This window comes from Staphylococcus carnosus, from assembly GCF_900458435.1.
GTDB lineage: Bacteria > Bacillota > Bacilli > Staphylococcales > Staphylococcaceae > Staphylococcus > Staphylococcus carnosus.
In genome coordinates, this window is sequence record NZ_UHCT01000001.1 from 150,159 (window position 1) to 165,304 (window position 15,146).

At 34.8% G+C, this 15,146-nt stretch carries 14 protein-coding genes and 1 pseudogene; 8 read left to right on the forward strand and 7 right to left on the reverse strand.

Annotation, left to right across the window (positions count from 1 at the left end; genetic code table 11):
* Nucleotides 1–4 precede the first annotated feature (4 nt).
* The 3 genes from DYE31_RS00640 to DYE31_RS00650 are packed head-to-tail and all read left to right on the forward strand — an operon-like array spanning nucleotide 5 to nucleotide 2,610.
* Complete coding sequence (locus DYE31_RS00640; RefSeq protein WP_015901584.1) at nucleotides 5–1,165, forward strand: glycosyltransferase family 4 protein; 1,161 nt, start codon at nucleotides 5–7, stop codon at nucleotides 1,163–1,165.
* On the forward strand, nucleotides 1,162–2,052 hold the full coding sequence (locus DYE31_RS00645) for an NAD-dependent epimerase/dehydratase family protein (protein WP_015901583.1): 891 nt from the start codon (nucleotides 1,162–1,164) through the stop codon (nucleotides 2,050–2,052). The genes DYE31_RS00640 and DYE31_RS00645 overlap by 4 nt, the downstream gene beginning before the upstream one ends.
* Nucleotides 2,053–2,610 (forward strand): sugar transferase, encoded by a 558-nt coding sequence (locus DYE31_RS00650; protein ID WP_015901582.1) that lies wholly within the window; start codon nucleotides 2,053–2,055, stop codon nucleotides 2,608–2,610.
* A 91-nt stretch (nucleotides 2,611–2,701) separates the two neighbouring features.
* Here the strand turns inward: DYE31_RS00650 and DYE31_RS00655 are convergent, their stop codons facing one another.
* Nucleotides 2,702–3,220 (reverse strand): TetR/AcrR family transcriptional regulator, encoded by a 519-nt coding sequence (locus DYE31_RS00655; RefSeq protein ID WP_158297487.1) that lies wholly within the window; start codon nucleotides 3,218–3,220, stop codon nucleotides 2,702–2,704.
* Between the two features lie 136 nt (nucleotides 3,221–3,356).
* Between DYE31_RS00655 and DYE31_RS00660 the strand changes: the two are divergent.
* Nucleotides 3,357–4,922: pseudogene (locus DYE31_RS00660) on the forward strand (glycoside hydrolase family 3 protein); the annotation flags it as partial.
* A gap of 33 nt (nucleotides 4,923–4,955) precedes the next feature.
* A complete protein-coding gene (locus DYE31_RS12825) occupies nucleotides 4,956–5,600 on the forward strand; it encodes a fibronectin type III-like domain-contianing protein (protein ID WP_268934228.1) in 645 nt (214 codons plus the stop codon).
* A 450-nt stretch (nucleotides 5,601–6,050) separates the two neighbouring features.
* Here the strand turns inward: DYE31_RS12825 and DYE31_RS00665 are convergent, their stop codons facing one another.
* A complete protein-coding gene (locus DYE31_RS00665) occupies nucleotides 6,051–6,953 on the reverse strand; it encodes a mechanosensitive ion channel family protein (RefSeq protein WP_015901578.1) in 903 nt (300 codons plus the stop codon).
* A gap of 88 nt (nucleotides 6,954–7,041) precedes the next feature.
* Complete coding sequence (locus DYE31_RS00670) at nucleotides 7,042–7,800, reverse strand: sulfite exporter TauE/SafE family protein (protein WP_015901577.1); 759 nt, start codon at nucleotides 7,798–7,800, stop codon at nucleotides 7,042–7,044.
* A 361-nt stretch (nucleotides 7,801–8,161) separates the two neighbouring features.
* Between DYE31_RS00670 and DYE31_RS00675 the strand changes: the two genes are divergently transcribed.
* A complete protein-coding gene (locus tag DYE31_RS00675; RefSeq protein WP_015901576.1) occupies nucleotides 8,162–9,082 on the forward strand; it encodes a CPBP family intramembrane glutamic endopeptidase in 921 nt (306 codons plus the stop codon).
* Nucleotides 9,083–9,135: 53 nt separating this feature from the next.
* Here the strand turns inward: DYE31_RS00675 and DYE31_RS00680 are convergent, their stop codons facing one another.
* The 3 genes from DYE31_RS00680 to DYE31_RS00690 all read right to left on the reverse strand — a co-directional run bounded on the left by DYE31_RS00680 (nucleotide 9,136) and on the right by DYE31_RS00690 (nucleotide 12,297).
* Nucleotides 9,136–9,456, reverse strand: coding sequence for a PH domain-containing protein (locus DYE31_RS00680; protein WP_015901575.1), 321 nt, complete (start codon nucleotides 9,454–9,456; stop codon nucleotides 9,136–9,138).
* Between the two features lie 68 nt (nucleotides 9,457–9,524).
* Complete coding sequence (locus DYE31_RS00685) at nucleotides 9,525–11,021, reverse strand: catalase (RefSeq protein ID WP_015901574.1); 1,497 nt, start codon at nucleotides 11,019–11,021, stop codon at nucleotides 9,525–9,527.
* Between the two features lie 223 nt (nucleotides 11,022–11,244).
* The gene (locus DYE31_RS00690; RefSeq protein ID WP_015901573.1) at nucleotides 11,245–12,297 is read right to left on the reverse strand and encodes a 2,3-butanediol dehydrogenase; all 1,053 of its coding nucleotides are present in this window, start codon (nucleotides 12,295–12,297) and stop codon (nucleotides 11,245–11,247) included.
* A gap of 394 nt (nucleotides 12,298–12,691) precedes the next feature.
* Here DYE31_RS00690 and DYE31_RS12945 point away from each other — a divergent pair, with 394 nt between their 5' ends.
* Complete coding sequence (locus DYE31_RS12945) at nucleotides 12,692–12,817, forward strand: hypothetical protein (protein ID WP_015901572.1); 126 nt, start codon at nucleotides 12,692–12,694, stop codon at nucleotides 12,815–12,817.
* Between the two features lie 140 nt (nucleotides 12,818–12,957).
* Nucleotides 12,958–14,061 carry a M20 family metallopeptidase gene (locus DYE31_RS00695; protein ID WP_041613052.1) on the forward strand — a complete coding sequence of 368 codons (1,104 nt, stop codon included), beginning with the start codon at nucleotides 12,958–12,960 and terminating at the stop codon, nucleotides 14,059–14,061.
* 115 nt (nucleotides 14,062–14,176) lie between these two features.
* Here the strand turns inward: DYE31_RS00695 and DYE31_RS00700 are convergent, their stop codons facing one another.
* The gene (locus DYE31_RS00700) at nucleotides 14,177–15,115 is read right to left on the reverse strand and encodes an alpha/beta hydrolase (protein ID WP_015901570.1); all 939 of its coding nucleotides are present in this window, start codon (nucleotides 15,113–15,115) and stop codon (nucleotides 14,177–14,179) included.
* Between the last annotated feature and the right edge of the window lie 31 nt (nucleotides 15,116–15,146).

Sequence of the window (15,146 nt, forward strand, 5' to 3'; positions counted from 1 at the left end):
TTAATTGAAAATTGTTCAAGTAACAGCAATAGATATGACGATGAATAACTTTCTCACACCGTTAAATAAAGGAACAAAAGAAGCAGGTCATGAAGTCCATTGTGTATGTTCCAAAGGCCCTTATGAAAATGAAATAAAAGAAAATGGATTTTATTTTTATGATATCAAAATAGATAGAAAGATAGATTTTAAAAGTAATTTAAAATCTATCTTGATGATGAAGAAAGCTTTTGAAATTATTAAGCCGGATATTGTTCACGTGCATACACCAGTTGCTGCTGTATTAGGTCGCATCGCTGCAAAATTGGCTAAAGTACCGACAATAATTTATTCAGCACACGGATTTTATTTTCATGAAGGAATGTCTAAGAAAAAATACAATGTTTTCTTCAATATCGAAAAATATATTGGGAGATACTTCACAGATTATATCTTTACTCAAAGTGAAGAGGATTTCTTGACTGCTAAAAACAATAAGTTTCTTAAAAATCCGTCTAATTACGTGCACATCAGCAATGGAATCGATTTAGATGAAAAATTTAATGTTGAAATTTTTAATGAAGAAAACAATAAGGCACTACGCAGTAAATATGGTATTGATGAAAATGATATAGTTGTTTCATTTATTGGAAGATTAGTTAAAGAAAAAGGGATTATTGATCTCTTGGAAGCTTATAATCTTTTAAAATCAAAAAATGTTAAATTTCTTATTATGGGAGGAGTCCCACAAGGTGAACGTGATACGGAAACACAAGCGTTGCTAGAAAAATATAAAAACAATGACAATATTATTTTCACGGGTCATATTGAGAATATTAACGAACATCTTTACATGAGTGACATATTCTGTTTACCTTCGTATAGAGAAGGTATGCCTAGATCTATTATAGAAGCAATGGCTATGAAAAATGCAATTTTAGCGACTGATATAAGAGGATCAAGAGAAGAAGTTGTTCATGAAGAAACAGGATATTTATTCCCAATCAATGATAGCTTTAAGATTGCTGAGTACATTGACTTATTGGCAAAAGATAAAAGTTTGTTGAACGAATTAAAAGAAAAAGGTTTAGAGAGAGCTAAAAAATTATATGATGAAAATGACGTGGTTAAAAAGCAATTAAATATATTTGAGAAGTGTGAAAACGAAAAGAGGGTTCAATCATGAAATTACTCGTCACAGGGGCAAACGGACATTCTGGCAGGTTGTTTTTACAAAAATTGAATAATGAAAATCCAAATAAATTTTCTGAGGTTCACGTAGTAGTAAGAAATAATTTTCCAGATGAAACTATAAGATTAAATAATTTAAATATTATTGTGCATAAAGGTGATTTAACAGATACAGCCTTTTTACAAGAAGTAACTAGAGATATAGATACGATTTTGCATATTGCTGGGATTCAAATGAGTAAAGAATTATTTAAGGCTGCGCTTGAAAATAAAGTAGATTGGATAATTGCTGTACATACAACAGGAAGATATTCAAAATTTAAGATGGCTTCTGCGGAATATATAGAGATAGAAGATGAATTATTGAAACTTCGAGATAAAATAAATATTACTATATTAAGACCTACAATGATTTATGGTTCTTCTAGAGATAGAAATATGTATAGATTAATTAAATTTATCGATAAAAGCCCAATTTTTCCTTTGTTTGGAAATGGTAATAATTTGATGCAACCTGTTACTGCATATGATTTAGCGAATGCATATTACCAAGTATTAAATCACAAGCAAATAACGGTCAATCAAAATTACAATCTTTCAGGAAAATATCCTATTAAATATAAAAATTTGATTCAAACAGTTGCTGAGAAATTGAATAAAAATATCACATTAATAAAGATACCAATTAAGCTTTCATATTATAGTGCACTACTTGCAAATAAAGTACTTCCGAAGTTTCCTATCAATGAAGAACAAGTATTAAGAATGCAAGAAAACAAAGATTTTACTTACTTAAAGGCACAAAAAGACTTTGGATATAATCCGCTAAGCTTTGAAGAGGGAATCACTAGAGAAGTTAAGGAATATAAGGGAGATAGATAAGTGAAACGTATTTTCGATTTTTTAAGTTCTTTATTCGTCATTATTATAGCTGCTCCAGTATTTGTTATTACTGCATTAGCTATTAAAGCAGAGTCAAAGGGACCAATTATTTTTAAGCAAAAAAGACCAGGCATCAATAATACCATATTTAATATCTATAAATTCAGATCTATGAAAATAGATACACCTAATGTAGCAACTGATTTGATTGATCCATCAACATATATAACAAAGTCTGGTAAATTTATCAGACGTACTTCAATAGATGAGCTGCCTCAACTTTTTAATATTTTAAAAGGTGACATGTCAGTTGTTGGTCCTAGACCAGCATTATATAATCAATATGAGTTGATTGAAAAGCGTACTAAAAAAGATGTCCACCTTGTAAGACCTGGTTTGACAGGGTTAGCACAGGTAATGGGAAGAGACAATATTAGTGATGACCAAAAGGTTCAATACGATAAGTATTATGTCGACAACCAAACATTCTTATTAGATATGTTTATCATATATAAGACAATTAAAAACACTATTACTTCCGAAGGAGTAAGCCATTAATATTAACCACCCTGAACTTTAGATCATTACCTATTGTTCAGGATGTTTTTCTTCAGCTAGCAGATGTAGTACCTTCAGAATATCTTCTTTATTAATATGTCCAACTTGTTTTTTTTAATACTTCAATAAACTGTTCTGCTGGAATATGATTTTCAGGATGTAACCAGTTTAGAAACATATTGATGATACCAGCTAAATGATAAGTAGTAATTAATCTATCTTTTGGGCTGTTAATATAAATGCCGTCCATGTTGAGTATACGAAATTGAACCCGTGTAAGATATTTCAACACTACATTATAGAGACCCAGTTCCATCACTTCTAATACATACGTACAATTTGTAAATACATAATGATAAACCTCATTTTCACTACTGCCATTTTCAATCATTTGAGTAATACACCCTAAATCTGTTTCTAATTGTTTGATGACAATATCCTCTTTGTTTTCATAATTGCGGTAAAAAGTAGAACGGTTGATGCCGGCTTTGTCACAGATCTTTGTAATAGTAATTTTGTCGAAGTTTTCTTTTTCTAGTAAGAGCATTAAGGATTGGAAAACCCATTCTTGTGTACCGCTCTTTTCTAATTTCACTCTTTTATTGTGCAACAAATCACCCCATTTTGTTGACTTCGGTCGAGTACCGCCGTCTTTAAATTGAATTTCTATTTTATTCCTCATATACTTCGAAGTGTAAAGAGAAATAGTGCCTTATGACTTAATTATAAACAAGGTGGAGATGACAATGAAACAAGAAGCAGATTACAGAGCACAATTGGAACAATTATCGCTCGAAGATAAAGCCACATTATTAACAGGTGCGAACTTTTGGAATACAGCGAGAGTTCCAGGTGTAAATGAGATATTACTGTCAGACGGCCCGTCAGGTATTCGTAAACAAACAGAAGGCGGCGATGCACTGGGTTTAACAGGCAGTGTTGAGACAATCGCATTCCCATGTTTAGCTTTGATAGCGAGTACTTTTGATAAAGATTTATTACGTAAATACGGAGAGTATTTAGGGCAAATCGCAAAAGCAGAAAAAGTAAATGTATTGTTAGGACCGGGTATGAACATTAAACGCAGTCCATTGGCAGGTCGTAATTTTGAATATTTTTCAGAAGATCCGTTCTTAACAGCCGAACTTGCTATTCAATATATCAAAGGGGTTGAATCACAAGGTATCGGTACAAGTCCAAAACACTTCGCAGCAAATAATAGAGAGAATGAACGTTTTACATCATCTTCGAATATCCAACCGCGTTCATTACATGAAATCTATCTCAGTGCTTTCAAACGTGTTGTAGAAGAAGCACAACCTGCTACGATTATGAATTCGTATAACAAGGTGAATCATGTTTTAGTAGCTGAAAATAACTATCTCTTAACTGATTTATTGAGAAACCAATGGAATTTTGATGGTGTAGTTGTATCAGATTGGGGCGCAGTAAAAGATCGTGTTGCTTCTGTTCGTGCAGGTCTTGATTTAGAAATGCCTGGACAACCTGACTATTCTATTCCGCAAGTAGTTGAAGCAGTGAGAAGTGGTAAATTGGATGAGGCATTAGTGGATCGTTCAGTATTACGATTATTGAAATTAATAGATCGATATACGTTAGAAGGTGAAATGCCTAATTATAATAAAGATAATTATCATGAATTTGCGCGTTCTATTGCTGCACAAAGCATAGTGTTATTGCAGAATGAAGATAAGATTTTGCCGCTGAAAGACAACAGCAGTAAAGCAGTTATCGGGGCATTTGCGAAACATCCTAGATATCAAGCAGGTGGTTCAAGTAAAGTAAATGCTTATAAAGTTGTGACGCCGTTTGATGCTTTGGAAGCGGTGTATGGTGATTTTGCTTATGCAGACGGTTATGAATTTGAAAACCTTGATGCCAATCAGAAATTGATAGATGAAGCGGTGGAAGCAGCAAAAGGTAAAGATGAAGTCATCTTATTTGCAGGATTTCCAGAAAATATAGAGTCGGAAGGATTTGATAAAACTTCAATCGATTTGCCTGATAACCAAATTACTTTAATCCAAGCTGTAGCGGAAGTGAATCCGAATGTAGTTGTAGTACTGTAAAATGGTAGCGCAGTAGCAACGCCCTGGAGAAATAAGGTGAAAGGTCTAGTTGAGACTTATTTAGCAGGTGAAGCAGTGGGAGAGGCTACAGTAGATGTACTTTCAGGCAAAGTGAATCCTTCAGGTAAACTTGCAGAAACTTTCCCGGAACGTATTCAAGATACGCCTTCTTATCTGACATTCAATCGCAGTACTGAAGAAGAAAATTATATGGAAGGTATCTTTGTGGGTTACCGCTATTATGCAACGAAAGATATGTCGGTTGCTTTCCCATTCGGTCATGGTTTGAGTTATACAGATTTTGAATATACAGACAGCAATGTAAAAGTTGATAATGACAAAGATCAAATTCAAATCGATGTGACTGTAAAAAATATAGGGGAAGTACAAGGTGCTGAAGTAGTTCAAATCTATTTACAAAATCGTGCGAGCAACATTGAGATGGCAGCGAAAGAATTGAAGTCATTTGAAAGAGTGGAATTAGAAGCAGGTGAAAGCAAAACAGTTAAACTTGTGATTCCATTCGAACGCTTGAAGTGGTTTAATCCTCAAACGAGCTTGTGGCAAATTGATAATGGTGATTATACTGTGCATGTTGGCAGCTCAGTTAATGATATCCATTCACAGCATGATTTTGAAATTACAAGTATTGATGAACCGCCAATCCAATTATCATTAGATTCATCATTGAAAGATATCATCGATCTTCAAGATACATTATCTCATGAAATTGATGAATTCGGTTTTGACCAAATGATTTATAAGATGACGAGTGAACCTAACTTACGTGTACTTGCGGAACCAGCTCCTATACGTATGCTCGTGATGTTCGGCTTGAAATTGAGTGATTTAGTGAAATTTGTAGAGAAATGTAATGTGAGATTGAAAACGGGAGAATGAACAATAGTTACATTTAGATGATTTAAATAATGAATTGAATTAACTAGTAGACAGAACATTTGAAAGGTGAATGTTCTGTCTTTTTGTTCAGCTGATTTTTAAAAAGGAAATGTATTTTGAAGAAGACAACAATTAGGCAGAGAGACTAAACAAGTAAGAAAAATGAATTATTTCTTCGTCGATATTTGTTTGCTTTTATCTAACTAATTATAGTATGACGATGATACTATTTATTAATGTTTTAATGATAATTAGTTATTTTTTGTATATTGTACGGTTTCTCCAGTATACAAAAAGCAACAAGGAGTAAAGTAAGAAATTTTTGACGTAAATATAAAGTGAAGTTTCTGATGGTAAAAGATACCCTTGTTATTTCCCGAGAAATAATCGGTATTTATTCAACTAAAAAAAGCCGATACCTAGGAGTATCAGCTTAGCGAAAAGTTATATTCAATTATCCATTTCAATGTGGATACGTTCACCTATAAGTTCAATGCTGGCTTCTGCATTCAGTAACGGTAAAATACGTTTGTTCAATTCTGATTTTACATCACTGGCTTTTGGATAATCAGATGGGAAATAGCAACTTAGTACAGCCATATCTTTATCGATTAACAGATGGACTTTATAATCTAATTTTCCGTCGAATAATGAGATTTTTGCTTTGATACGTTGCAATTGTTCTTCAGAATAATGGGATAGGAAATCTTCCATATAGTCATCTAATGCTTTTTCACAAATTGAAACGGCTGTTTGCCAATCACTGTCGATTGCTAGATTGTAATCGACTTCATACCAGTTGATATGAGAAGCGGCACTGTAATTGGTAATGGGCTCTTCTAATAATACATGATTAGGGATAGTAATGATTTTACCCGTTGCACCTTCGGTTGAAAGATAATTCCCACGTTCTGCAATTTTAAAATGCAAAGGTGAAATTTTGATAACATCACCAAGGTGACCGCTGATTTCAATACGGTCGTACATTTTAAAGAGGCGACGATTCATTAATAAGAAATAACCGACAATCTCCATTGCTAGGTTTTTCAATGAGAAAGCCACCAAACCGACGATTAACAAAGCGACTACAATAACTGAATTAGCTGCATTAATCCAAATGCCCAGAATACATACAATGGCAATAAACCAAATAAACTGGCGGATACTTTTCAATACGAGGGTAAAGCGCTTGGCATTTGTAGCGCGTTGCACTAAATATTTTGTAACGATGTAATGCAGCCAAAAGGTTACAAGTAAAATAACAATCGTAAAGATAATTTTATGTGATAAATTTTGGCCGTCAAATGCACCTTTAAACAGGTTTTCGATATAGGATGTAATTTGTTCAATCAATAATATAGACCTCATTTCTTCAATCCATTTACACAACTTAATTTTACCAAAATAAATGACCAAGCACCTGTAAAAGATGGCTTGATCATTAAAAAATTAATTCTGTTATCGCAATTACAATTAGAATACTGATGATTGCTTTTTGAACAATATTAGGTAAAAGACGTCCGACTTTTAAACCAATCGGCGCAAATATCACACTGCCGACGATTAAAAATATCGCATTGCCGAGCGGCACATAACCTTGCATTAATTTAATCGCAAATGATCCGATGGCAGATACGCAAGCAATGACGATACTATTTGTTACGACTGTATTCATTGGCAGTTTAAAAATAGCAAGCAGGACTGGGATAATAATAAAAGCGCCACCAGCACCGATGATACCTGCAACTAAACCAATCACAGCACCCACTGCGATTAATAGCCAGTGATTGTATGAATGACCAGCATCAGCGTGGGGTTTTACTTTAATAAACATCAAAATTAAAGCCAGAATTGCTACACCGATATAAACAGCGTTAATAACTGGTGTAGTCAGCAGATTGGCAACCATGGCACCTGCTACACTGCCACCCAGCATACCACCACCCATATATAAAACCAGTGGCGCATTGAAATCAGGTTCTTTAATAGCTTTGATTGAACCGCTTAATGTACTGAAGAATACTTGGCTGGATGTTAATCCAGATGCAATATAAGCACTATATTCAGGTGTTCCGAATAAAGGCGGTAATAATAATATCGCTGGATAGATGATGATAGAACCTCCGATACCGACTAATCCCGCAATAAATCCGCCGCCTACACCGATTGAAAGCATTAATAATATATGTATTATTGTCATTTTTCGCACACAACCGTTGAAAAGAATAACAATTTATCGTTAAAAATCATAACTGAATCCTCCAGTATTTCTGCCCTATAAATTTATAGTAAAGGAGGGGAATAACTACCGTCAAATGTTGCATATCGCCTATAAATCCTATCATTTTAATCATATTAAGGAGGTTTAGATTATATATTGTTTGGCTGAACAATAATAGAAACGTAACAGTTAAAGATTAGTATTTTGAAACTTCATTATATTTTAATACAGTTTTTACAAAACGGTATTACATAGTACTACAACTATGATAATATCATGTTAAATAAATTTATTATATAAATAGAATGAGTGAAACATGAAATAAGAAAGGAGAATAATCTTGAACTATGAACTGAATGAAAGTATGAAACAAACGCAGAAAGAGTCATATCGTAAAAAACCTTCCTTATGGGGCGCGACGTTTATTTGTATTGGATTATTTATAGGAGGTCCTATTGTTTTGGGGCTCTTAGTAGCAGTTTTTGTAGTGCCGTTTATTATTTTTACACATAAATCTTTTAGTGAGTTATTCTTTTCAAATACTATGATGTTTGTTGCTTCTATGCTCGTATTTCCGATATTATTGTTCTTTATTTTATTGATAAATAAAAAACATTACCATAAAACATACGAGTCGCTCGGGTTTTATAAAACAGAATGGAAGAAAAAATATGTAATTGGTGCAGGGTTAGGCATTGCTGCAATTGTCATTGTTTATTTATGTAATCTTATTTTTCAAGCTGTATCCATTAATATTAATCACGGCTTTAATTTTGGGATATTGATAGCAGTGTTAATTGGTTATATGATTCAAGGCATGACAGAAGAAGTCTTATTCCGCGGTTTTATTATGAATATCTTCAGCAGCCAAAAAGGCGTAGTATTCGGTATTATCATGAGTTCTATTTTCTTTGCGATAATGCACATAGGCAATCCAGGATCACAATTTCTTGCTATCATCAATACCTTTATTTTCGGTCTCGTATTCGGACTGCTTTTCTATTGGAGCAATAATATTTGGCTGACAGGTGCAGCACATAGTTTTTGGAACTTTACAATGGGCTCTGTCTTGGACATTCCGGTGAGTGGTCAAAGAGATGTCACTTCCATTTTCAAAACGAATGTCTTTAATAGTAAGTCATTCATCAATGGTGGTACTTTTGGTCTTGAAGGCGGTATTATCGTCACAATTTTTGGGATTATCTTATGCATTGTACTTTGGAAATTATGTCAGAAAAAAGGGCTTATTACTAAAAATTAAAATAAGCTAAAAGAAGCTGGGCACTCCGTAAAAGAAGTACCCAGCTTTTCTAATTATTTGTTTTGAATATAATCCACGAATTGTTCAGCCTCTTCATAATTAAAATCTTTCAGAGTAAACGTTCCAATTTCGAAAGTAATATCTAAAGCTTCTTCAGTTAATTTCACATTTTGAATTTCATTATAACCGATATTACGATAATAAAATTCGCCTGCCATATCAACGTTTAAAATTAATCGTTCATTTGTGGCAACGTATGCGGCTTCAAATATTTTGATCTCACCGTTCATCGGATATGCCATCTTTCCGAGTACTGAACTTTCTATTTGTTCTGTCGGGAATAAGTCATTTGGATTAATTTTATCTAAAATCATCAGCGACCACACCTTGTTCAATTTATTCTTTATCGAAAAAGAAAGGTATGCGGGAAAGCATGCAGAAATTAATCTGCTGCTTCTAAGTCCACATCATTAATATCAATGCCTAAAGCTTTTGCTACACCTTTACCATAGTCTGGATCAGCTTTATAGCAATGACGGATATGACGATATTTCACTTCGTCTGTTGTACCTTCCATTTCATTTGCAGTGTTTGTGAACATACGCTCTTGTTGTTCTGGTGATTGTAAACGGAATAATTTTCCGGGTTGTTCGAAGTAGTTATCATCGTCTTCGCGGAAGTTATATTCATAAGCTTGACCATCAACAACATCCATTGGCGCACGTTTATATTCAGGTTGGCTTTCCATAGCACCAGTACTATTAGGATAATAGTGTGTTTTACCGCCTTGGTTGCCATCTAAGAAACGACCTTGACCATCACGGCTGAATGGGCAAATGTTTTCAACACCTACACCTTGAGGTTGGTTGACTGGAATTTGCCAGTGGTTCACACCTAAACGATAACGTTGTGCATCGCCATAAGAGAATAAACGACCTTGCAGCATTTTATCAGGTGAGAAATCAATACCTGGTACAATGTTTGTCGGTGCGAATGCAGCTTGTTCAACATCCATAAAGTAGTTATCAGGGTTACGATTCAATTCAAATTCTCCGACTTCAATAAGTGGATATTCATCTTTGAACCATACTTTAGTTAAATCGAATGGATTGTCTTTGTGATTGCGTGCTTGTTCTTCTGTCATAACTTGAATGTACATTTTCCATTTCGGGAAATTGCCTTCTTCAATCGCATTAAATAAATCACGTTGAGATGATTCGCGGTCTTTTGCGATTACTTGTTCAGCTTCTTCAGCACTATAATTTTCAATACCTTGTTGTGTACGGAAATGGAATTTTACCCAAACACGTTCGTTTTGATCATTTACTAAAGAATAAGTATGGGAACCGAATCCATGCATATGTCTGAAACCTCTAGGAATACCACGGTCTGTCATTAAAATTGTAACTTGATGCAATGCTTCAGGTAATGAAGTCCAGAAGTCCCAGTTATTTTGTGCACTACGCATGTTTGTACGTGGATCACGTTTAACGGCATGGTTTAAACTCGCGAACAATTTAGGATCACGGAAGAAGAAGACAGGCGTATTATTGCCGACTAAGTCCCAGTTACCTTGGTCTGTATAGAACTTTAATGCGAATCCGCGGATATCACGTTCAGCATCTGCGGCACCTCGTTCACCTGCAACTGTAGAGAAACGTGCAAACATTGGTGTTTGTTTACCGACTTCAGAGAAAATACTTGCGACAGAGTATTCTGTGATATCGTTTGTTACTGTGAATGTACCGAATGCACCTGAACCTTTCGCATGCATACGACGTTCTGGAATTACTTCGCGATCAAAATGTGCTAATTGTTCCAACAAATATACATCTTGCATTAAGACAGGCCCACGAGGTCCTGCAGTCATTGAATTCTCACGATCACCGACTGGACGACCGAATAAACCTGTTAACTTCGATTCATCTTTTTTACTCATATCGAACACTTCCCTTATTTAGAATAATTATAATTAAATACTACCATATCTATTTAACGGAACATAATTAAATGTACTTAATATTTCGGAAATTATTAATTGCTGATTTGTAAAGCGTCTTTTAAATAACTAAACAAATTATTTCAAAAATGACTTCATGAAAAAAGACGGAAAGCATTTGCTTTCCGTCTTCATTCAATCATCTCACTTAATATGAGTTTAATTAGACTTGATCACCGTTTAATTCAACTAAGATTTTCGCTTGAGATTTATCGCTAACTAATTTTTCGAATCCAGCTTCAACGATATCTTCTAATACGATTTCATCTGTTATTACAGGTTTAACATTTAAGTTGCCTTCGCTGATTAAATCAATTGTTTGTTGGAATGTTGTTGGTGTATATGCAATTGTAGAAGTCAGTTTCACACCTGTATTTGTCAATTGCATAGGATCAAACTGAATAGGGTGACTGAAAATAGAAACAATTACTACAGTACCGCGAGGACGCGTAATATCAATAGATTGTGCTAAAGTCGCAGCCACACCTGCAACTTCAAATGTCACATCTACACCATTTTCAGTGTGCTCATTAATGAAGTCAACAGGGTCTACCTCACCTGAGTTCACTACATACGTAGCTCCTACTTCTTTTGCTTTTTCTAAACGTTCATCTGATAAATCAAATGCAAAGATTTTACTTGCCCCTGCTGCTTTTGCGGCAATAATATTTAACAATCCGATTGGACCAGCACCGATTACAGCAACTGTATCTCCAAACAGTACTTCGCCTTCTTTGATCGCTTGAACTGCTACTGCAGTCGGTTCAACTAATGCGCCTTCTTTTGCGGATACGTTATCGGGTAAATGGTATACATTTCCTTCTGGTGCATTTGCATAGTGCGCAAAGCCGCCATCTGCACCTAATCCGATAAATGAATATCCATCATAAAGGTCAATGTTTTCTTCTTTTTCTTGTTTAGAAACTGTAGGGTTCACTACTACACGGTCACCTTTTTTATAAGCTGTTACAGCACTTCCTACTTCGTCTACTACACCTGAGAATTCATGACCTAGTGTAACTGGAGCTTTTTGGCCTAGAAGTGGATCGGGTTCATCTGTCGCAATAAAAACAGGCCCTTCTAAATATTCATGTAAATCTGTTCCGCAAATTCCTGTCCAAGAGACTTTCACACGGACTTCATTATCTTTTAACGGCTTACTTTCACGTTCCTCAACACGTACATCCTTTTGACCATACCAAACTGCTGCTTTCATAAAATAATCGCTCCTTCTTTGATCGTACCAACCGGAAACATTCGGTTAGAACTGTTGTTTTAAATCTTAATGCTTGGTAACACACACTTGCAATTTGTAACACTTAATAATATTTGGATGAAATGTCTTTCTTCTCTTTTATTATACCTTTTATTTATGTAATGAACAATGTTTTATATATTTAATAATAAAATAAGAGTTTTTGTAGATGGGTGTAAACTAAAATTGTTGTGAAGTATAAAAAATTTAATTGAGGGGATAAATAGTGACACTCTAATCTGCTTTAATTAAGGTTATTGAAAAAGTTGTATAAAATTTAAAAAAAGATAAGAATTTATTCTTAATAAAAAAACGACAAAGGAAAGTTTGAAAAATATAACAGTGCATTACAAAATTGATTGAAGACAATCTCACAGACAAGATATTAAGTGGTGAACTCGAAGAAGGCGGCACAATTTTTATTGATGTGGATAATGAAAATGAGATAACTATCACAGTATCTGACCAAAATGATAAATAAATATATATGATATGACTGACAACTCGGAAGTTGTCAGTTTTTTTAATTCTTATTTACATTTTCTCTATATAAAAAGGTAATATAACTATATATAGATTAGAGAGACAGTGGTGATGATAGATAATTTAGGAGGGGAAAATATGGGACAAACATTAGAGCTACTTGAAACATTGATACAATTCGAAGGTTCGAACTTAGGAAACGCAAACGACACGATTGATTTTTGTAAAGAATGGTTGGAAAGTAATGGTTTGCATCCAGAAATAATTACAAACCAAGGGTACAAAATGTTGGTGTGTACAGTCGGCAATGGCAAGAACAGACTTATTTTTAACGGACATGTTGATGTGGTTAGCGGTCAGCCAGAACAATTCGAACCCAAAATTAAAGGTGACAAAATTTATGGACGCGGGTCAGTAGATATGAAAGCAGGCGTCAGTGCGATGATGAATGCTGTTTCAGAATTGCAGAACAAGGATTTAGGTGAGACCTCAGTACAGCTTCAACTTGTAACAGATGAAGAAATCGGAGGTATCTATTGTTCATCTTACCTTACAGATCATGGTTATCTTGGTGATTTTGTTATCTGTGGTGAACCTACGCAACTCGGTATTGGATATAAAGCAAAAGGTATTTTACAAGCAGATCTTCATTTCACAGGAAAAGCTGCACATGGCAGTCGTCCATGGGAAGGTGAAAATGCGATTGTGAAAGCATATAAAGCATACGAAGCTATCTTAGACTTGCCATTTGCTAAAGAGTCAGATGATCTTTACGATGGTCCTTCTATTAACCTGGCACAAATTAAAGGTGGCGAAGCTTATAATGTTGTTCCGGATGCATGTGAAATGTCTATTGATATTCGCTACCTCCCTAAACAGTCTAAAGAATCAATTTTAAAAGAAATTCAAAGTGTGACTGATGCAGATATAGAAATACACCACGCTTCAATTCCAGTAGATAATGATATCAATGACCCTCATATCCAATTATTGTTAAGCAGTATTGAACAAACAACAGGCGAACCGCCCCCTAAAGTATTTGGTCAACATGGATATGCTGATACAGGTTATTTCATGAAGCATGGTGTACCTGCAATAGAATTTGGTCCATCAGGTGCGAATTGGCACGGTGATGATGAATATGCTGATATTCAATCAGTAGATACGTATAAAGATATACTAGTTGATTTCGCACAAAGATTCTCTGATGGTGATACGACTTTTGCTAGAGAAATGGAGTAGGGGAGAAGCCCATAAGTAAAGATAATATAAAAAGCATGCGTATCCTTCAACGTAGGAAACGCATGCTTTTTAACACGTCTGTCACTCTAACTTCAGACAAACTTCAGTCTTACCTCTATTTATACTTTTTAACAAACTGATTAATCGCTTCAACCAATTGATCAAGTGCCGGTTGTTCTACAGGATAGTGACCGCCATTTGTTAAATCTACAATTTCATGGTCCGCTTTCTTCAAACCTGAAAGTACAGGGATGCTTAAAAATTTAGGAGTCCAACGATCTAAACTTGGTTGTGTCAGCAATAAAGGGCAAGTATCGAATTCTTCCGGTTCCATAGCTGGTTGATAATTGCCATATGAATCTAAGAAAGTCATTGTAGCTAAATTACCAGCTGACGTTTTATCATGCAGCATGACTTGTAAAACATCATCATTGTTTACTAGAGTATACATCTTAGAGGCTACTTTCATCGGAATTTTAATACCGCCTAATCCGATTTTACGCATTACCCCAGCAGCCGGAATGCCGACACGGCTCATAAAGATGTCATGGGCTGTTTCATCTCGTACCATTTGTTTTCTTTGATCTAAGAATGTCATGCCAATAATGCCTTTTACTTTTTTGTTTTTAGCAGCAACATGATACGTTTCCATACCACCTGCACTTAGTCCGTATAAGAAAATAGGGCGATTATCTTTTTGGCTTTCTTCATCAATGTAGTCTGATGCTAGATTCACCCAGTCATCGTACGTAACTACTGTCCCTTTTTTAACTTGGGTCATACCATAAGTCGGCATATCAATTGCGATCGTTTCATAACCTAATTTAGATAAAGGACCACCGGCGATTAAAGAGAGTTGTCGTCCGTTTGTACCAACACCATGTAATAAAATGATTTTAGCATCCGCATTTTTATTACGGAACGTATCTAAATGTGCACGGTGTCCTTTCCAATTCCACCATTCTTCTTCAGGTTTGTAGTTTTCGTTAAAGTGAAATTTTTCAGGTAAATGTGCTTCGATTGCTTTCCATGCTTTTTGATTTGTATAAGCCATCATTAACTCCTCGCTTTTTGATGTGGTTTTG